The organism is Phaeospirillum tilakii, from assembly GCF_042683125.1.
Taxonomy (GTDB): domain Bacteria; phylum Pseudomonadota; class Alphaproteobacteria; order Rhodospirillales; family Magnetospirillaceae; genus Phaeospirillum; species Phaeospirillum tilakii.
Genome location: NZ_JBHUIY010000001.1, coordinates 62521 through 80388 on the forward strand (window position 1 = coordinate 62521; position 17868 = coordinate 80388).

A 17868-nucleotide genomic window follows, 5' to 3' on the forward strand; every position below is an offset into this window, starting at 1 on the left:
GAAGGGCGCGTCGGCCCCGGCGGCCGGGAGCGTTGGCATGGATCTTCCCCTCGAGGCGACGCAAAGCGTGGTGTCGGTGTTGGCCGCCGCCGCCGGGGGGGGGCTGGCGACCGGGATCGGGGGCACCCTGGCCTGGCTCGGCTGGCGGCGGCGGCGCTATCGCCGCCGCGTCGCCCGTGCGATCGACGGTCGCATCGACGGGGTCGCGGTCTATGACGGCCGCGCCCGGCTGATCGCCAGCAACGAAGCCTATCAGAACTTCTTCCGCCCCGGCCTGGATCGGCTGGAGACCGGGATGCGCTTCGCCGACGTGGTCGAGGTCGGCGGCGAGGCGCTCGGCCGCGACCAGTCGTGGCGGACCGCCAAGCTGGTGAGCTGGCGCGCCGGGATGGTCGGCGAGGAGGATGTCTGCGCCGACGGGCGCTGGGTCGCCGTCCATACCTATCCGCTGCCCGATGGCGGCCAGCTGCGGGTGCTGCGCGACATCACCCAGCGCCGGCAGGTCGAGGAAAGCCTCGGCAGCACCGTCACCTGGCTGAAGGGGGTGATGGACACGGTGCTGGACGGCATCCTGACCATCGACGAGACCGGGATGGTGCTGAGCTTCAATCCGGCGGCCCAGCGCATCTTCGGCTATGACGCCGACGAGGTGGTCGGGCGCAACGTGACGATGCTGATGCCGGCGGTGTTCGCCGCCGGCCATCAGGACCACATCGACCGCTACATGAAGACCCAGCAGCGCCACGTCATCGGCCTCGGCCGCGAGGTGCGCGGGCGGCGGCGCGACGGCAGCGAATTCCCGCTCGACATCAGCGTCGCCGAGATGCGCCAGGGCGACATGACCACCTTCATCGGGGTGATCCGCGACATCACCGAGCGCAAGCGGGTCGAGACCGCCCTGATCGAGGGCGAGGCGCGGTTCCGCCAGCAGGCCTCGCGGCTCCAGGCGATCATCGACAACATGGCCCAGGGGGTGGCGGTGTTCGGCGCCGACGACACCCTGAGCGCGCTCAATCAGGCGGCGCGGCGGATGCTGGGCCTGCCCGAGGCGGAACTGGAACCCGGCGCGATCGAGCTGACCCTGCTGCTGGCCCTGCTGGTGCCGGCCGAGACGACGCCCGGCCCGGCCCCGGTCGGCGAGACGGTGCGCCTGGCCGAGGCGCTGCGGCGGCAGAAGGACATGGTGTTCGAGCAGCGCGGCGCCGCCGGGACGGTGCTGGAGGTGCGGGCCTCGGCGATGCCGGGCGGCGGGGTGATCCTCAGCCTGACCGACATCACCGAGCGCAAGCGCACCGAGCAGACCCTGCGCGACGCCAAGGAGGCGGCCGAGCGCGGCAACCGCGCCAAGAACACCTTCCTCGCCAACATCAGCCACGAACTGCGCACCCCCCTCAACGCCATCATCGGCTTTTCCGAGATGATGAAGCACGAGATCTTCGGCCCGATCACCCCGGTCAGCTACCGGCCCTATCTCGACGACATCCACGACAGCGGGATGCATCTGCTCGAACTGATCAACGACATCCTCGACATGTCGAAGGCCGAGGCGGGGATGACCGATCTGGTCGAGACGGTGGTCGATGTCGCCGGGATCATCCGCGCCTCGGCCCGGATGCTGGCGCGGCGGGCGGCCAATGCCGGCCTGACGGTCGAGGCCCATCTGCCCGAGGGCCTGCCGCTGCTGCTGGCCGACGAGCGGCGGATGCGCCAGATCGTGCTCAACCTGCTGTCGAACGCGGTCAAGTTCACCGACGAGGGCGGGGCGGTGACCATCACCGCCCGTGCCGACGCCGACGGTTTCGTCATCGTCGTCACCGATTCCGGCATCGGCATGAGCGCCGAGGAACTGGTGCGGGTGATGGAGCCGTTCGTCCAGGCCGACAGCCGGCTGTCGCGCCGCTACGAGGGCAGCGGCCTGGGCCTGCCGCTGACCAAGGCGCTGGTCGAGGCCCATGGCGGCCATTTCGAGCTCGACAGCCGTCTCGGCCAGGGCACCACCGCCACCGTGACGCTGCCGGCCTGGCGCATCACCCCGCTCGGGGCCTCCTGACCCGCCGACACCTCCTTTGGTCGTGACCCCCCTTGAAATCCGGCACTGAAAGAGGGTGTCCGGGTGGCGACAGGGTTGACTCCGAACCGCCCGCGGGTGGTATGAAGGACCCGCCCCGCCTCCGGGGTGGTCCGAAAGGAGAAAGGATGATCGACCAGGTGAAGAACCGGCGAGGGTTCCTGACCCTGGGCCTGGGAGCCGCGGCCGCGATGGTGGTGACCTCCCCGGTCGAGGCCGCGATCCGTCGTCTGCCGGAGCGTTCGCTGCATCTATACAGCCTGCATACCGGCGAAAGTCTCAAGGCGGTCTATTGGGGCGAGGGGCGTTACCAGCCGCGCGCCCTGGCGCAGATTACCCGGTTCCTGCGCGATTACCGCAATGGCGCCACCCATGCGATCGATCCCCACCTGCTCGATCTGCTGGTGTCGCTGCAGAAGCGGATGGGGGTCAAGGGACCGATCCACGTCGTCAGCGGCTACCGCTCCCCCGCCTCCAACGCGATGCTGGCCAGCGCCAGCGACGGCGTCGCCACCCACAGCCTGCATACCCAGGGGCGGGCGATCGACATCCGGCTGCCCGGCCATTCGGTCAATTCGGTCGGCCGCGCCGCCCGTTCGCTGCGGGCCGGGGGCGTCGGCACCTACCCGGAATCCGACTTCGTCCATGTCGATACCGGCAAGGTCCGGGTCTGGTAGGCCGGCGGGCGCGGTCGAAACACTCGACGCGCCGGCTTTTGTCGATCATATCATATCCGCCTCCCGCCCGCGTCTACCGTCCCGGTTGGCGCGCGAGGAGGCGTTTCCCCGTTTGGCCCCGGCCCGCGCCGGGGCGGAAGGACATGAACGATGTCTGGCTGCCGACCTGGAGTGTTGCTGACCGCCGCGCTGCGCGGCGGCGCCCTGGTGGCCGTGCTGGCGCTGGCGTCCGCTCCGGCGCTGGCCCAGTGGGGCGGACCGCCCGGTCCCGGCCCCGGTCCGCATCATCCGCATTGGGGGCCGCCCGGCGGTCCGCCGCCCGATTTCGGCGGGTGGCATCGCGGCCGCTGGTGGCACGGCTGGCACGAGGGCCGCGACGGCTGGTGGTGGGTGACCGGCGGGATGTGGCGCTGGTATCCCCAGCCGATCTATCCCGCCCCGGCGCCGGTATACGTGCCGGCACCGGCGCCGGCACCGGTGATGGTGCCGGGGGTATATTATTATTGCGCCAATCCGGCCGGCTATTACCCCCAGGTCTCGGCCTGCCTGATGCCGTGGCAGACGGTGCAGGCGCCGCCGCAGTGACAATGATGGCCCCGGGCCGCGAAGGAGGAGAAACGATGGCGATCGAGGTGCGGATCTACCGTCCGGGCAAATCGGCGATGCAGTCGGGGCCGGGCGGCCTCGCCCGGGCGTGGGTGCTGGAGCCGGAATTGTCGGAGGCCAAACTGCCGGATCCGCTGATGGGCTGGGCCGGTTCGGGCGACACCGCGAGCCAGATTCGGCTGACTTTTCCGACCCGCGAGGCGGCGATCGCCTACGCCCGGCGGCAGGGATACGACTATCGGGTTGACAACGAGCCGGCTCGGAGGCAGAAACCCAAATCCTACGCCGACAATTTCCGCAGCGACAAGCGGGAGTTCGGTCGGTTCTGACGGTGGTCCGGCGCCCTTAGCTCAGCTGGATAGAGCAGCCGCCTTCTAAGCGGCAGGTCGCAGGTTCGAATCCTGCAGGGCGCGCCACCTTCCTCCCCCTGATCCCCCTCGTCCCGCGCCCCTCCGGCCCCCCGTCATTGCCGCCCCGGTCGCTTCGCTGCTATTTTCGGGGTTCGCGCCCCAGGAGCCGGAGCCTCGCCATGACCGACGATCCCCTCGTCCTGCGCCACGACGCCGACGGCGTCGCCACCCTGACCCTCAATCGCCCCGAGACCCGCAACGCCTTGTCCGGCGGGATGCTGCGCGCCCTGCTGGCTACCTTCGCCGCGCTCGCCGGTGACGAAACGGTGCGGGTGGTGGTGCTGGCCGGGGCCGGGCCGGCCTTCTGTGCCGGCCATGACCTCAAGGAACTGCGCGCCGCCGATTATGCCGGCGCCTATGTCGATGCGCTGTTCGCCGATTGCGCCCAGCTGATGCAGGCGATCGTCCATCTGCCCAAGCCGGTGATCGCCCGGGTCCACGGCATCGCCACCGCCGCCGGCGCCCAGCTGGTGGCGAGCTGCGACCTCGCCGTCGCCGCCGAGGAGGCCCGCTTCGCCACCCCCGGGGTCAATATCGGCCTGTTCTGTTCGACCCCGATGGTCGCGCTGTCGCGCAATATCGCCCCCAAGCAGGCGATGGAGATGCTGTTGACCGGAGAGATGATCGACGCCGCCACCGCGCTGCGCTTCGGGCTGGTCAACGCGGTGGTGCCGGCGGCCGAACTGGTCGCCCACACCGCCGCGCTGGCCGGCCGGATCGCCGCCAAGTCGCCGCTGACCCTGGCGATCGGCAAGGAGGCGTTCTACCGCCAGCGCGAAATGGATCTGGCCGAGGCCTATGCCTATACCAGGGGGGTGATGGCCCGCAATCTTGAGGCGGAGGATGCCCACGAAGGCATCGCCGCCTTCCTCGACAAACGCGCGCCGTCCTGGTGCGGCCGATGAGCGCGCCGGGCGAGCCGCTGCACTATGCCGACGACGTCCTGCGGGCGATCCTGGCCTCGGTGCGGACCATCGCCTTGGTCGGGGCCTCGGCCAATCCCGACCGTCCCAGCCACGAGGTGATGGCCTTCCTCCAGGGGCGGGGCTATCGCTGCCTGCCGGTCAATCCCGGGCTGGCCGGGCAGACCCTGCTGGGCGAGACGGTCTATCCCGACCTCGCCGCGCTGCCCGGGCCGGTGGACATGGTCGATATCTTCCGCAATTCCGACGCCGCCGGGGCGTTCGCCGACGCGGCGGTGACGATCGGCGCCAAGGTGGTGTGGATGCAGCTCGGGGTGCGCGACGATGCCGCGGCGGACCGGGCGGCGGCGGCCGGCCTCGCCGTGGTGATGGATCGCTGCCCCAAGCTCGAACTGATCCGCCTCGGGCTGTGATGGCGGGCGGAGCGGGGGCGGGACGGATCGTGATCCTCGGCGCCTCCGGTCAGGCCGGCGGCGCGCTGGCCGTCTTGCTGGCGCCGGGGCTGGCGCCGGATCTTGAACTGGTCCTGGTCGGGCGCGATCCGGGCCGCCTCGCCGCTGCCCGCGACCGGGTCGATGCCGCCGCCGGGCGTGCGGTCGCGGCGGTGGCCCGGCACGATCTGACCGACCAGGACGAGACGCGCCGCGCCGTTGCCGGCGCCCGGCTGGTGGTGGTCGCCGCCAGCCTGCCGGAGCAGACCGGCGCACTGGCCCGGGCGACGCTGGCGGCGGGTGCCGACTGGTTCGACCTGATGCTGTCGAGCCGGCGCAAGCTCGATGCGCTGGCGGCGCTGGCGCCCGAGATCCACGCCCGAGGCTGCTGTTTCGTCACCGACGGCGGCTTTCATCCCGGTCTGCCGGCGGCGATGGCGCGCTGGGCGGCGACGCGGCTGGGGCGGCTGCGCCGTGCCGACATTCATGCCGGAATGCGGATCGACTGGCGGGCCGAACGGCTGGCCGACAGCACCCTGGCCGAGGCGGTCGAGGAATTCGCCCGCTGCGACCTGACCGCCCGGGTCGGCGGCCGCCTCCGCCGGCTGCGCCTGCGCGATCTGCCGGTGATTGACTTTGCCCCGCCGATCGGCCGCCGCGCCTGCACGCCGATGCCTCTTGACGAGATGCGGGCGCTGGTCGCGGCGATGCCGGGGCTGGAGACGGCGGGATTCTATGTCGGCGGGTTCAATCCCTTCACCGACGGGGTGGCGTTTCCGCTGTTGATGGCGCTGGCCCGCATTCCCGCGCTGCGGCGGCAGACCATCGCCCTGACCCGGCTGGTGTTGGCCCGCTGTGCCGGGGCGCCGCCGCCGCATTGGCTCGAACTGCGCCTGATCGCCGAAGGCGAGGGCGGCACGGCGGCGATGACGGTCGGCGGCGACGATCCCTACCGGATGACCGCCGCGCCAGCGGTGGCCTGCCTGCGGCGGCTGCTCGACGGGACGCTACGGCGGCCCGGCCTGATCCATCAGGGGATGCTGGTCGATCCGGCGGTGTTCTTCGACGATCTGGCCGGGCTCGGACTGACGGTCGGCCGTTCGGGCGGGGCGCCGGCCTGAAGCGCCCCCGTCCCGGTCAGGCCGGCGGCTGGGCGACCGCTGGAACGGCGTTGGGGGCCGGCGCGGGGGCCGCCGGGGCCGGAGACGCCGCCGGGGCGGGGGGCGTCACTGGGGCCGAGGCCGGCACCGCCACCGGGGCGGGCGGCGGCGGCGGCGCGGCGCGCAGGCCCCGCAAGGCGGTGCTCAGGCGGCGGTCGTGGCCGTACAGGTCGTCGCGGAAATTGATCTCGCCCGCGCCGTCGGTCCAGGCGGTGAAATAGACCAGATAGACCGGCACGCTGCGTTCCAGCGGCACGGTGCGGGTGGGGTTGCCGGTGCCGAGATTGCCGGACAGCCGCCCCTGCCAGTGCGCTCCCATCAGCGCCTCGCCCAGCGCCACCGGCTCGTCGAGGCGGACGCAGCCGTGCGACAACGCGCGGTAGGCCCGGCTGAACACCCGGTGATTGGGGGTGTCGTGCAGGTAGATGTCGTCGGCATTGGCGAGGTTGAACTTGATCTGCCCCAGCGCGTTGTCCGGCCCCGGCGACTGGCGCAGACGGGGGAACTTCTTGCCGATGGCGTTCCAGTCGATCCCGTCGCCGGCGGAATCCGGGCTGTCCTCGGGGTATCCGACGATCTGGAGATTGTTGCTGGCGAGGTAATCGGGATCACGCCGCAGCTTGGGCAGGATTTCTTTCTCGACGATGCTGCTCGGCACCGACCAGGGCGGGTTGAGCACCAGCGAGCTCATCCGCGAATCCATGCTGGGGGTGGGGTGGCGGGTGTCGCCCACCACCACCCGCATCGACAGGGTCACCGCGCCGTCCTCGACCAGATCGAGCCAGGCGGCGGGGATGTTGACGCTGACATGGCGGCGGCCGAGCTGGCGCGGCATCCAGCGCCAGCGTTCGAGATTGACCGCGATCTGGTTGAGCCGGGCCTCGACCGGGACGTTGAGCGCGGCCAGGGTGCGCGGGCCGAGGGTGCCGTCGGCCTCCAGCCCGTGGCGGCGCTGGAAATGGCGCACGCCCTCGACCACCGCGCCGTCATAGAGGGTGGATTCGTTGCCGCCCTCGGCCGGATCAAGGTCGCCCGACAGGATCAGCCGGCGGCGCAGCGCCGGGATGCGGTCGTCGGTGGTTTCGCCCGCCACCAGCTTGGGGCCGTCGGGCAGGGTGCCCCAGCCGCCGGCCCGGGCCAAAACCCGCAGACGTTCCTGCGCCTCCTTCAGCCGCAGATAGCCGACGAAGGGCGGCTGGATCTGCGTCGCCGCATCCTCCAGCGACTTGCCCTCGCTCAGCAGGCGCAGGAAATGGACACCGTCATAGCCGGTGCGGCTGGCGCCGCCGAATCCGCCCAGGGCGCGGTCGGGGGCGACGCGGCCGACCGCGATGTCATGGCCGAGCCGGGCCAGCGCGGCACTGAGTCGGACGTCGTGTTCGACCTCGTCGCCGCCGGACGGCACGGCATAGGCGCGGGGATCGAGTCCCTCGGCCCGCGCCACCGCCGGGATCGCCTCGGCCAGCCGGTTGGCATGGCCGGCGTGCGGGCCGCTCCAGACCAGACGGGAGCGGCCGGAATAAAAGGCGCGCAGGGCGCGGTCCTCGCTGGCCGGATTGACCACCGGGGTGACCGCGATCGCCTGGGCGATGCGGCGCTGCAAGGCGGCGGCACTGTCGGTCGCCGCCGCCACGGCCGAGCCGGGATCGAGCAGGGCGAGACCGAGGGCAACACAGAAACCAAAGGGGCGGACGACGGACACGGGCGACCTCGGACCCCGAACTCGGGGGGCTGACGAACCAGACCCCGGGACCCCCCTGGGGGGAGGGAGGGAGTCTCGGACTCGATATCGATCCAATCCAGCGGAGTGTCAACGTCGAACCGCGTCCTTCTCCGCTCGAACCGACGGTTTCTTTGTCACCGTGTCCTTTATGCCGTTCAGCCCTGGCGCCAGGGCAGGCCGCCGGCCTTCCAGCCCGACACCAGACCACGATGGCCCTGGCGGTCGGGGCTGCCCTCGAACCCGTCGGTGACGTTCCAGGCCTCGGCATAGCCGATTTCGGTCAGATATTCCGCCGCCGCGCGCGAGCGCGCGCCCGACCGGCACAGCAGCAGCACCGGATCGGCCGGGTCGATCCCGGCGGCGGCGAGCTGGGCCAGGAAATCCTCGTTGGGGCGCATGTCGGGGAACAATTGCCACGACACCTGGACCAGCCTGCGCCCCAGGCTGGACAGGTCGGGCAGGCCGACGAACGCCCATTCCGCCTGGGTGCGGACATCGACCAGATGGGCGCGGCGATCCTGTTCGAGCCGGCGCCAGGCGTCGGCCGGGGCGATTTCGCCGGCATAGCCGAGCGAGAGGGCGGCGGAGGAACTCATCATGCGTCTCCTGTATCGCAAAGCACATGAGGACAATGTCATATTTGATGATTTTACACAATAGGAATGTTTAGACCACTTGAATGGTAGGGATTTTCGGCGATGGCGGCGGGCGTTGACTCGGCCGGGGCGCGATGCTGTTGTCGCCCCCGGTTGCGACGGGCACGGAGGCGGCGATGCGCTGGGTGACGGTCTTTCTCGCGGTGATCCTGCCGCTGCTGCTGGCGCTGCCGGCGGCGGCGGACGGGCAGGGCGGGGCCGGTGCCTCGGCCTGGGCCGCCAGCGAGGCGGGGCGGGTGCGGCTGATCGCCGCCGCCGACAGCGTCGGCCCCGGCGCCGCCCCGCTGCGCCTCGCGCTCGACTTCGATCTCGCTCCGGGCTGGAAGATCTATTGGCGCACCCCGGGCGATGCCGGCTATCCGCCCGCGCTCGACTGGGGCGGGTCGGACAATCTCGCCGCCGCCACGCTGCGCTGGCCGGCGCCGCACCGCTTCGTGCTGGGGGGCTTGCAGAATTACGGCTATCAGGGCCGGGTGGCGCTGCCGCTGGCGGTGAGTCCGGCCGTGCCGGGGCGGGGGGTGGCGCTGCGGGCGCGGCTGTCGTTCCTGGCCTGCGCCACCCTGTGCGTGCCGCAGCAGGCCGACCTCGCCCTCGACCTGCCGGCGGGCGACGGGGCGGCTTCGGCTTATGCCGACGCGGTCGCCGCCGCCGAGGCGGCGGTGCCCGGCGATGGTGCCGCCGTTGGGCTGACGCTGGAGCGGGTCGAGGCGCGTGGCACCGGGGCCGAGGCCCGCCTGCGCCTGATCGCCCGCGCCGACCCGCCCTTCACCGACCCCGATCTGTTCGTTGAATCGGCCGCGATTCCGGCGTTCGGCCAGCCCAAGCTGCGCCTGTCGTCTGACCGCCGCCGGCTGGAGATCGAGATCGCCCCGGCCGAGCCGCCCGCCGCGCCGCTGGCCGGCACCCCGGTGACGGTGACTTTGACCGACGGCGGCCGCGCCCTGGAGGCGGCGGTGAGTGTCGCCGCCGCCCCGGCCGGCGGCGACACCGCCCTGGCGGGGATGCTGCTGGTGGCGCTGCTGGGCGGGCTGGTGCTCAATCTGATGCCCTGCGTGCTGCCGGTGCTGTCGATCAAGCTGCTCGGCATCCTCGGCCATGGCGGCGGCGAGCGTGGCCCCGCCCGGCGCGGCTTCCTCGCCTCCGCCGCCGGCATCGTCGCCTCGTTCCTGCTGCTGGCCGGGCTCGCCGCCGGGCTGCGCGCGGCCGGGCTGGCGGTGGGGTGGGGGATCCAGTTCCAGCAGCCGGTTTTCCTCGCGGTGATGATCGCCCTGCTGCTGGCCTTCGCCGCCAATCTGTGGGGGCTGTACGAGATCGCCCTGCCGCGCTGGCTGCTCGACCGGCTGCCGGCCGGGCCCGGACCCGGGGGGATCGGCGGCAATTTCCTCGCCGGGGCCTTCGCCACCCTGCTTGCCACCCCCTGTTCGGCGCCGTTCGTCGGCACCGCGATCACCTTCGCCCTCGGCCGGGGTCCGGTCGAGATCGTCGCGATCTTCCTCGCCCTCGGCCTCGGCATGGCGGCGCCGTTCCTGCTGGTGGCGGCGTGGCCCGACGCGGTGCTGCGTCTGCCCCGGCCGGGGCGCTGGATGCTGCGGCTGCGCGCCGCCCTCGGCGTGGCGCTGGCCGCCACCGCGCTGTGGCTCGGGTCGGTGCTGGTGGACGTGCTGCGGGCGCCCGCCGCCGGCACCCCCCCGGCCGTGTCCGGTCGGGTGCCGTGGGTCGCGTTCGATCCGGCGGCGATCCCCGGGCTGGTCGCCGCGGGCAAGGTGGTGCTGGTCGATGTCACCGCCGACTGGTGCATCACCTGCAAGGTCAACGACGCCGCCGTGCTGGAGCGGGAGCCGGTCGCCTTGCGTCTCGCCGCGCCCGGGGTGGTGGCGATGCGCGCCGACTGGACCCGGCCCGATCCGGCGATCACCGCCTATCTGGCGCGGTTCGACCGTTACGCCATTCCGTTCAACGCGGTTTATGGGCCGGGGCTGCCGGAGGGGGTGGCGTTGCCGGAGCTGTTGACGTCCGGGGCGGTGACGGCGGCGCTTGAGCGGGCGGCAAAGCCGTAGACGCGGGCTCTGCCCGCACCCGCCAGGAGCCAGCGGCTCCTGGACCTGCTTCGATTAAAGGGGGCCAGGGGCCTCATGCTCGTCCGGGATCCCGGCGGCGGCGCGGGCCTTGGCGCGGCTGGCCTTCTCCCGCTGGCTGGCCGAGCGCAGCTGGCCGCAGGCGGCGAGGATGTCGCGGCCGCGCGGCAGGCGGATCGGCGCCGAATAGCCGGCGTCCTGGAGGATGTCGGAGAACGCCTTGACCGAGCGGATCTCCGGGCTCTCGAACTCCGAGCCGGGCCAGGGATTGAACGGGATCAGGTTGAATTTGGCCGGCAGGCCCCTGATCAGCGCCAGCAGGGCGCGGGCGTCGGCGGGGGAATCGTTGACCCCCTTCAGCAGGATGTATTCGAAGGTGATCCGCCGGGCGTTGGAGGCGCCGGGATAGTCGCGGCAGGCCTGGATCAGTTCCTTCAGCGGGTACTTCTTGTTGATCGGCATCAGCCGGTCGCGCAGCTCGTCGGTGACGGCGTGCAGGCTGACCGCGAGGTTGACCCCGAGCCGGGCGCCGCATTCGCGCATCATCGGCACCACCCCCGAGGTCGACAGGGTGATGCGGCGGCGCGAGATGCCGATCCCCTCGCCATCCATCACGATTTCCAGCGCGGTGGCGACATTCTCGAAATTATAGAGCGGCTCGCCCATCCCCATCACCACCACGTTCGACAGCTTGCGGCCGACATCGTCGGGGGTGGGCCATTCGCCGAGGGTGTCGCGCGCCACCATCACCTGACCGACGATCTCGGCGGCGGTCAGGTTGCGCACCAGCATCTGGGTGCCGGTATGGCAGAAGCGGCAGGTCAGGGTACAGCCGACCTGGGTCGAGACGCAGGCGGCGCCGCGCTCCTCGTCGCCGTCGGGGATGTAGACGGTTTCCGCCTCCTGGCCGTCCTCGAAGCGCAGCAGCCATTTGCGGGTGGTGTCGGCCGACAGCAGGGCACGCTCGACCGTCGGGCGGCGCACCACGAAATGCTCGGCCAGCTTGGCCTGCATCGTCTTGGCGATCGAACTCATCGCCGCGAAATCGGATTCGCCGCGATGGTAGAGCCAGTGCCAAATCTGCTTGGCGCGGAACGGTTTTTCCCCGATCTCCGCCATCGCCGCCACCAGTTGGGGGCGCGACAGGCCGATCAGGTTGGGTCTGGGATCGAGGCTTTCGCTCATCGCCGGAACAATAAGCGAGGTCCCGGCGGCGATGCCAGGGCAAAACGTCAGGCGGCGCTTTCCGCCAGCACCGGGCGGTCGAGCGCGGCGCGCCAGTCTTCCGCGGCCTCGGCGCCGCGCTCGGCCAGCGTCACCGTCGCGGTCAGCGGCCGCCCGTCGGGGCGGGGGCCGATTCCCTCGGCCCGCAGCCGCTCGATCCGGCGGGCGAGGTCGGCGCGCGGGGTGTCGGGCAGGGCGGCCAGCAGCCGGGTTTCGTCCCAGCGGATCAGCAGGTCGCCCGGCCCGAGCTGGCGCCGCAGCGCCGCCGCCAGGGCGCGCAGCGCGGCGTCGCCCTCGTCGGGGCCGTGGCGCTCGATCAGCGCGCCCAGTTCGTCGATCTCGGCCAAAGCGAGGCTCAGCGGCGCGCGCAGCCGGGCGGCGGTGCCGTCGGCCTGGGTCAGCAGCCGCTCGCCGGCCTGACGCGAAAAGGCCTCGGTGACCGGATCGATCGCCCCCTGGTCGATTCGCAGCGCCAGCAAATGCAGCTGGCTCATCCCGGCCAGGGTGGCGACCACCGCCAGCAGCAGCAGCAGCCATTCCGCCCCGAGATGCGAGGCGAACGGCAGCAACTGGTCGCTGACCAGCCCGGTCAGCACGAAGGCGGTCAGCGGCATCAGGCTGAGCAGGATCCCTTCCAGCGCGGTGATCGGGAACAGCGCCAGCCCGGCCTGCATCACGAACGGCAGGAAGGCATAGCCGGTCGCCACCACCTGCGCCCCCGCTCCGGGCAGCGGAAAGCCGGCCAGCAGCGGATGGCTGACCAGGAAGAACAGGGTGGGGATGCCGAGCAGCCAGGTCAGCGCCAGCAGCGCCGGCATCGGCCCGTCGGCGCGGCGGAACGACAGCGCCAGGGTGGCGAAGGCCAGGCTGGCCAGCACCCGGAGCGCGGCGAGGTCGAACGCCAGCGCCGGCTTGAAGATCGCGAGGTCGAGCGGAATCCACAGCAGGGTCAGCGCGGCGAACAGCCCGGCCACCAGCCGCACCCGGCCGATCGCCAGCCGCGCCCGCCGGGTCTGCACCGCCGCCGACAGCGCCCACGGCGCCAGCAGGCCGGGCCAGGGCGGTGCCGTCAGCGCGGCCAGCGCGGCCCGCAATCCTTGCCTTGCCCCCTGAACCATCGCGCCCCTCCGTCCGGCGGGCCCCGTCCCGCCGCACCCGACCGTACCCCGGCCCCCGGCGGCGACGCAAGCACCCCGCCGCTTCCGTCACCGCGTTCGATTCGGCCGCTCGCGGCAGAGGTTCTATCCCAAAGGCATAGGTCGAGCGCCTAATCGCAATGCGGTCGGGACCTGTGCTTAGTAAGCGGGCAGGGGGTGCCCGCACAGAGTGCATTGAAGTGAGGCAGCTCGCCTCGGGGCGCCGATTCCCTTGGGGAACGTTTCGGCACATTTCTTGCTTACGACTACGGCACGCGTTATCACCCATGTGGTTATAACGCGACAGAAAGAAGCATTTGGTCATTAAAGTTTGTCACAGGACGACGAGAGGCGCGGGATGATCGATCAATTGTTGGAAATCACCGGGGGCGTGGCCCAGGCTACCGACGAAAAGATCCGCCGCATCAACGGCATCACCCGACGCTCGCGCATGCTGGCCCTGAACGCCACCATCGAGGCCCACCGCGTCGGTGCGCTCGGCCGGGGCTTCGCGGTGGTCGCCGACGAGGTCAAGGCGATCTCGCAGGAAATCTCCCAACTGACCGGCTCGCTGCAAAGCGACCTGCGCGGCCGGCTCGACCACCTGTCGAAATTCGGCGCCGAGATGGCCGCCCGCATCCGCGAGGTCCAGGGCGAGCGCCTGTCCGACCTCGCCCACAACACCGTCGAGATCATCGACCGCAATCTCTATGAACGCTCGTGCGACGTGCGCTGGTGGGCCACCGACGCCGCCGTGGTCGAGGCGGTCGCCGCCGACAGCGCCGAGGCCCGCGCCGAGGCCTGCCGCCGGCTGGGCGTGATCCTCGATTCCTATACCGTCTATCTCGATCTGTGGGTGGCCGACGCCAGCGGGCGGGTGATCGCCAATGGCCGCCCCGACCGTTATCCCGGGGCGATCGGCAGCGACGTGTCGCGCCAGCCCTGGTTCCGCGACGCGATGGCCACCGGCACCGGCGCCGATTTCGCCGTGGTCGATATCGAGCGTGCCTCCAGCCTCGGCCAGTCGCTGGTCGCCACCTATTCGACCGCGGTGCGCGAGGGCGGCGAGGCCGAGGGGCGTCCGATCGGCGCGCTCGGCATCTTCTTCGACTGGCAGGTCCAGGCCCAGGCGGTGGTCGATGGCGTCCGCCTCGCCCCCGAGGACAAGGCGCGCAGCCGCTGCCTGCTGCTCGATTCCCGTCATCGCGTCATCGCCGCCTCGGATCAGGCCGGGGTGCTGAGCGAGACCTTCCCGCTGCGGGCCGCCGCCTCCAGCATGGGCTATTACACCGACGAGCAGGGCGCCCTGGTCGCCTATGCCCGCACCCCGGGCTACGAGACCTATCGCGGTCTCGGCTGGTACGGCGTGATCGTCCAGCAGCAGCACTGAGGGCACGGCTTCTTGGTCATCTTGTTGAAATAAAAGCCGGATCGGCTGCCGGCCCCCACGGGGCGGCGCTGGGGGCAACCCCGGCGGGAAAGCGGCGGCGGCGGAATTCGGTCCGGCCGCCCCGCCGTCGGCTTGCGTCGGCGCGGCCGAGCCGCTATCACACTCGCTTTGCGACTGCGGCAGGGGGACGCCGATGACCGACCACGCCAAGGCCCAGGGCCTGGCCGAGCGGGTGGGCGCGCTGATTTTCCAGCGCGATGCCTCGTCGCATTTCCTCGGCATCACCCTGGACGCGATCGGTCCGGGCACCGCCCAGCTTTCGATGACGGTGACCGAATCGATGCTGAACGGCGTCGGCATCTGCCATGGCGGCTTCACCTACAAGCTGGCCGACGACGCCTTCGCCTATGCCTGCAATTCCCACAACCGGATCGCGGTCGGGCAGCATTGCACCGTCAGCTACCCGGCCCCGGCCCGGCTGGGCGACCGGCTGGTGGCGACCGGGCGGGAGGTGTTCCGCCAGGGCCGCAGCGGCGTCTACGACGTGGTGGTCGCCACCGCCGCCGGGGTGACGGTGGCGCTGTTCCGGGGCCACTGCCGTTTTCTCGACGGCCATCATCTCGAGGACGGGGCGGCGTGAGCGATGGCGCCGTCACGACCCGGCGCCTGTCCGCGGGGGCGGCGCCCGGCCCCGTTCTCATCGACTGACTGCCGCCAGTTCCCGGCCGGGTCGTGGCCGGGGCTGGCGCGAACCCCGCGAGGGAGGACCTGATCCTTGACCACCAGCCTTGATCGTCGCAGCCCGCCGCCGGCCTCGCTGCTCGACCCGATCGAAACCGCCAGCCGTGACGAGATCGCCGCGCTCCAGTTGAGCCGCCTGTCCTGGTCGCTGCGTCACGCCTACGACAACGTCGCTTCGTTCCGGCAGCGTTGCCAGACCCGCGGCGTCCATCCCGACGATCTCAAAAGCCTCGACGATCTGGTCCGCTTCCCCTTCACCACCAAGGACGACCTGCGCCAGACCTACCCGTTCGGGATGTTCGCGGTGCCGATGGATCAGGTGGTGCGGGTCCATGCCAGCTCCGGCACCACCGGCCGCCCCACCGTGGTCGGCTACACCCAGAACGACATCGACACCTGGGCGACGGTGATGGCCCGCTCGATCCGCGCCGCCGGCGGCCGGCGCGGCGACCGCTGCCACATTTCCTACGGCTATGGCCTGTTCACCGGCGGCCTTGGCGCCCATTACGGCGCCGAGCGGCTGGGCTGCACCGTGATCCCGATGTCGGGCGGCCAGACCGAGAAGCAGATCCGGCTGATGTTCGACTTCCAGCCCGAGATCATCATGGTCACCCCCAGCTACATGCTGGCGATGGCCGACGCGATGGAGCGGATGGGCTACGATCCGCGCACCTGCCCGCTGAAGATCGGCATCTTCGGCGCCGAGCCGTGGACCGGGGCGATGCGGGCCGAGATCGAGGATCGCCTCGGCATCGACGCGATCGACATCTACGGCCTGTCCGAGGTGATCGGCCCCGGCGTCGCCTGCGAATGCATCGAGACCAAGGACGGCCCGCATGTGTGGGAGGATCACTTCTACCCCGAGGTGATCGACCCGGCCACCGGCGAGCGGGTTCCCGACGGCGAGATCGGCGAGCTGGTGTTCACCAGCCTGACCAAGGAGGCGCTGCCGGTGGTGCGCTACCGCACCCGCGACCTGACCCGGCTGCTGCCCGGCACCGCCCGCTCGTTCCGCCGCATCGGCAAGATCACCGGCCGTTCCGACGACATGCTGATCATCCGCGGCGTCAACGTCTTCCCGACCCAGATCGAGGAACTGGTGCTGCGCGATGGGCGGTTGAGCCCGCACTACCAGATCGAGGTCAGCCGCGACAAGCACCTCGATCAGGTCACCGTCAATGTCGAGCTGCGCCCCGACAATGCCGGCGATGGTTCGGTGGCCGAGGCTGTTTCGCGCGACCTCCAGCACCATATCAAGAGCCTGGTCGGCATCACCACCCGCATCCGCGTCCTCGCCCCCGAATCGATCGAACGCTCGATGGGCAAGGCCCGGCGGGTGATCGATCTGCGGCCGAAGGAATAGGGCGTGCCCGGGGCGGTGCCGTGCCGGTGCCGCCCCCTCTGTCAGGGAGAGGCGATGAGGGACAGCGAGGAGATCGCCCCGCCGGCGCCGTTCGCGCTGGTGCCGGGGCGGGCGGCCGTGGTGGTGATCTGCGACCACGCCTCGGCGGCGATTCCGCCCGACCTCGGCGATCTCGGCCTGCCCGCCGCCGCGCGCGACAGCCACATCGCCTGGGATCCCGGCGCGGCGGCGGTGACGCGGGATCTGGCCCGCCGGCTCGGGGCCTGGGCGGTGCTGGGCGGGGTCAGCCGGCTGGTGATCGACTGCAACCGCCCGCCCGGCGGGGCCGGTTCGGTGCCGGCCGAGTCGGACGGGGTGGCGGTGCCGGGCAACCGGGGCCTGACCGCCGCCGCGATCGAGGCGCGGATCGAACGCTGGTTCCGCCCCTATCATGACGCGGTCGCCGCCGCCCTGGCCGCTGCCGGGCCGGCGCCGGCCCTGGTGGCGGTGCACAGCTTCACCCCCTGCCTCGCCAGCCGGCCCGACCCCCGGCCGTGGCAGGTCGGCGTGCTGTGGAACCGCGACGACCGCCTCGCCGCGCCGCTGCTGGCGGCGCTCAGGGCGCGGCCGGGGCTGGTGGTCGGTGACAACGAGCCCTATTCCGGCCGCGACACCAACCACACCCTCGACCGCCATGCCGGGGCCGCCGGCCTGCCGCATGTCTCGATCGAGATCCGCCAGGATCTGCTGGCCGCCGCCGACGCCCCGGCCCGCTGGGCCGCGCTGTTGGCCGAATGCCTCGCCCCGCTGCTGGGAGCGGCCGGGGGGGCCGCCCGGGCGGCGGAATGAGCGGCGAAACGGGCGGGCGCGCCTATCCGGCCCATCCGCTGCCCGGGGTGCTGGCCCTGGTCGAACGCGACGGCCGGCTGTTGCTGGTGCTGCGCGGACGCGAGCCCGACCGGGGCAAGTGGGGCCTGCCGGGCGGGTTGATCGAACTGGGCGAAAGCGTCACCGCCGCCGCCTTGCGCGAACTGGCCGAGGAAACCGGGGTGGCGGCCGAGGCCGGGCGGGTGGTCGATGTGTTCGACGTGATCGATCGCGACGGGTCGGGGCGGGTCCGCTATCATTTCGTGCTGTCGGTGGTGCTGTGCCACTGGCGCGAAGGCGAGGGGGAGGCGGGCGACGACGCGGACGCCGTCGCCTGGGTGACGCCGGGCCAGATCGATGATCCGGCGTGGCCGTGCAGCGTCAATGTCGGCCGTCTCGCCCGCCTGATCGGCTGAGGCCGGCGGCGGCCCATAGGGAA

Annotated in this window: 17 protein-coding genes and 1 tRNA gene; 14 read left to right on the top strand and 4 right to left on the bottom strand. The window is 71.6% G+C overall.

The window, feature by feature from the left end; all coding sequences use genetic code 11:
• The first annotated feature begins 37 nt into the window (after window positions 1-37).
• The 8 genes from ACFSNB_RS00290 to ACFSNB_RS00325 all read left to right on the top strand — a co-directional run bounded on the left by ACFSNB_RS00290 (window position 38) and on the right by ACFSNB_RS00325 (window position 6236).
• Window positions 38-2050, top strand: coding sequence for a sensor histidine kinase (locus tag ACFSNB_RS00290; RefSeq protein ID WP_377313384.1), 2013 nt, complete (start codon window positions 38-40; stop codon window positions 2048-2050).
• A 146-nt stretch (window positions 2051-2196) separates the two neighbouring features.
• Window positions 2197-2745, top strand: coding sequence for a peptidoglycan L,D-endopeptidase MepK (mepK, locus tag ACFSNB_RS00295; protein WP_377313385.1), 549 nt, complete (start codon window positions 2197-2199; stop codon window positions 2743-2745).
• A 150-nt stretch (window positions 2746-2895) separates the two neighbouring features.
• Window positions 2896-3330, top strand: coding sequence for a hypothetical protein (locus ACFSNB_RS00300; protein WP_377313387.1), 435 nt, complete (start codon window positions 2896-2898; stop codon window positions 3328-3330).
• A gap of 35 nt (window positions 3331-3365) precedes the next feature.
• Window positions 3366-3680, top strand: coding sequence for an ETC complex I subunit (locus ACFSNB_RS00305; protein WP_377313389.1), 315 nt, complete (start codon window positions 3366-3368; stop codon window positions 3678-3680).
• A 10-nt stretch (window positions 3681-3690) separates the two neighbouring features.
• Window positions 3691-3767 (top strand) — tRNA-Arg (locus ACFSNB_RS00310).
• A 113-nt stretch (window positions 3768-3880) separates the two neighbouring features.
• The gene (locus ACFSNB_RS00315; protein ID WP_377313390.1) at window positions 3881-4666 is read left to right on the top strand and encodes an enoyl-CoA hydratase; all 786 of its coding nucleotides are present in this window, start codon (window positions 3881-3883) and stop codon (window positions 4664-4666) included.
• Window positions 4663-5097, top strand: a complete 435-nt coding sequence (locus ACFSNB_RS00320; RefSeq protein ID WP_377313392.1) for a CoA-binding protein — start codon at window positions 4663-4665, stop codon at window positions 5095-5097. Before ACFSNB_RS00315 ends, ACFSNB_RS00320 begins: the two co-directional genes overlap by 4 nt.
• A gap of 29 nt (window positions 5098-5126) precedes the next feature.
• The gene (locus ACFSNB_RS00325; protein ID WP_377313393.1) at window positions 5127-6236 is read left to right on the top strand and encodes a saccharopine dehydrogenase family protein; all 1110 of its coding nucleotides are present in this window, start codon (window positions 5127-5129) and stop codon (window positions 6234-6236) included.
• A gap of 16 nt (window positions 6237-6252) precedes the next feature.
• Here ACFSNB_RS00325 and ACFSNB_RS00330 read toward each other — a convergent pair whose 3' ends face one another.
• A complete protein-coding gene (locus ACFSNB_RS00330) occupies window positions 6253-7977 on the bottom strand; it encodes a L,D-transpeptidase family protein (protein WP_377313395.1) in 1725 nt (574 codons plus the stop codon).
• A gap of 176 nt (window positions 7978-8153) precedes the next feature.
• Window positions 8154-8594 carry a rhodanese-like domain-containing protein gene (locus ACFSNB_RS00335; protein ID WP_377313396.1) on the bottom strand — a complete coding sequence of 147 codons (441 nt, stop codon included), beginning with the start codon at window positions 8592-8594 and terminating at the stop codon, window positions 8154-8156.
• Between the two features lie 176 nt (window positions 8595-8770).
• Here ACFSNB_RS00335 and ACFSNB_RS00340 point away from each other — a divergent pair, with 176 nt between their 5' ends.
• Window positions 8771-10711, top strand: coding sequence for a protein-disulfide reductase DsbD family protein (locus tag ACFSNB_RS00340; protein ID WP_377313397.1), 1941 nt, complete (start codon window positions 8771-8773; stop codon window positions 10709-10711).
• A 54-nt stretch (window positions 10712-10765) separates the two neighbouring features.
• On the opposite strand, the gene rlmN is transcribed toward ACFSNB_RS00340, so the two are convergent.
• Window positions 10766-11914 carry a dual-specificity RNA methyltransferase RlmN gene (gene rlmN, locus ACFSNB_RS00345; RefSeq protein ID WP_377313398.1) on the bottom strand — a complete coding sequence of 383 codons (1149 nt, stop codon included), beginning with the start codon at window positions 11912-11914 and terminating at the stop codon, window positions 10766-10768.
• A gap of 47 nt (window positions 11915-11961) precedes the next feature.
• A complete protein-coding gene (locus ACFSNB_RS00350) occupies window positions 11962-13071 on the bottom strand; it encodes a GGDEF domain-containing protein (RefSeq protein WP_377313400.1) in 1110 nt (369 codons plus the stop codon).
• Between the two features lie 376 nt (window positions 13072-13447).
• Between ACFSNB_RS00350 and ACFSNB_RS00355 the strand changes: the two genes are divergently transcribed.
• The 5 genes from ACFSNB_RS00355 (at window position 13448) to ACFSNB_RS00375 (ending at window position 17845) form a co-directional block, all read left to right on the top strand.
• Entirely contained in the window at window positions 13448-14479 is a 1032-nt protein-coding gene (locus tag ACFSNB_RS00355; RefSeq protein WP_377313401.1) for a methyl-accepting chemotaxis protein, read from the top strand.
• Window positions 14480-14672: 193 nt separating this feature from the next.
• Window positions 14673-15119: a hydroxyphenylacetyl-CoA thioesterase PaaI gene (gene paaI, locus ACFSNB_RS00360; protein ID WP_377313402.1), complete on the top strand. Its 447-nt coding sequence runs from the start codon at window positions 14673-14675 to the stop codon at window positions 15117-15119.
• Between the two features lie 135 nt (window positions 15120-15254).
• Window positions 15255-16583, top strand: a complete 1329-nt coding sequence (gene paaK, locus ACFSNB_RS00365; RefSeq protein ID WP_377313403.1) for a phenylacetate--CoA ligase PaaK — start codon at window positions 15255-15257, stop codon at window positions 16581-16583.
• A gap of 54 nt (window positions 16584-16637) precedes the next feature.
• Window positions 16638-17411, top strand: coding sequence for an N-formylglutamate amidohydrolase (locus tag ACFSNB_RS00370; RefSeq protein WP_377313405.1), 774 nt, complete (start codon window positions 16638-16640; stop codon window positions 17409-17411).
• Window positions 17408-17845: an NUDIX hydrolase gene (locus tag ACFSNB_RS00375; protein ID WP_377313407.1), complete on the top strand. Its 438-nt coding sequence runs from the start codon at window positions 17408-17410 to the stop codon at window positions 17843-17845. The genes ACFSNB_RS00370 and ACFSNB_RS00375 overlap by 4 nt, the downstream gene beginning before the upstream one ends.
• The last annotated feature ends 23 nt before the right edge of the window (window positions 17846-17868 follow it).

What these genes read in the sequence shown, in the direction of transcription:
- ACFSNB_RS00315 (WP_377313390.1), top strand. Translation starts at nt 3,881, where the DNA reads ATGACCGACGATCCCCTCGTCCTGCGCCACGACGCCGACGGCGTCGCC.
- ACFSNB_RS00340 (WP_377313397.1), top strand. Translation starts at nt 8,771, where the DNA reads ATGCGCTGGGTGACGGTCTTTCTCGCGGTGATCCTGCCGCTGCTGCTG.
- paaI (WP_377313402.1), top strand. Translation starts at nt 14,673, where the DNA reads ATGACCGACCACGCCAAGGCCCAGGGCCTGGCCGAGCGGGTGGGCGCG.
- rlmN (WP_377313398.1), bottom strand. Translation starts at nt 11,914, where the DNA reads ATGAGCGAAAGCCTCGATCCCAGACCCAACCTGATCGGCCTGTCGCGC.
- mepK (WP_377313385.1), top strand. Translation starts at nt 2,197, where the DNA reads ATGATCGACCAGGTGAAGAACCGGCGAGGGTTCCTGACCCTGGGCCTG.
- ACFSNB_RS00375 (WP_377313407.1), top strand. Translation starts at nt 17,408, where the DNA reads ATGAGCGGCGAAACGGGCGGGCGCGCCTATCCGGCCCATCCGCTGCCC.
- ACFSNB_RS00305 (WP_377313389.1), top strand. Translation starts at nt 3,366, where the DNA reads ATGGCGATCGAGGTGCGGATCTACCGTCCGGGCAAATCGGCGATGCAG.
- ACFSNB_RS00320 (WP_377313392.1), top strand. Translation starts at nt 4,663, where the DNA reads ATGAGCGCGCCGGGCGAGCCGCTGCACTATGCCGACGACGTCCTGCGG.
- ACFSNB_RS00370 (WP_377313405.1), top strand. Translation starts at nt 16,638, where the DNA reads ATGAGGGACAGCGAGGAGATCGCCCCGCCGGCGCCGTTCGCGCTGGTG.
- ACFSNB_RS00355 (WP_377313401.1), top strand. Translation starts at nt 13,448, where the DNA reads ATGATCGATCAATTGTTGGAAATCACCGGGGGCGTGGCCCAGGCTACC.
- ACFSNB_RS00300 (WP_377313387.1), top strand. Translation starts at nt 2,896, where the DNA reads ATGTCTGGCTGCCGACCTGGAGTGTTGCTGACCGCCGCGCTGCGCGGC.
- ACFSNB_RS00350 (WP_377313400.1), bottom strand. Translation starts at nt 13,071, where the DNA reads ATGGTTCAGGGGGCAAGGCAAGGATTGCGGGCCGCGCTGGCCGCGCTG.
- ACFSNB_RS00335 (WP_377313396.1), bottom strand. Translation starts at nt 8,594, where the DNA reads ATGAGTTCCTCCGCCGCCCTCTCGCTCGGCTATGCCGGCGAAATCGCC.
- ACFSNB_RS00290 (WP_377313384.1), top strand. Translation starts at nt 38, where the DNA reads ATGGATCTTCCCCTCGAGGCGACGCAAAGCGTGGTGTCGGTGTTGGCC.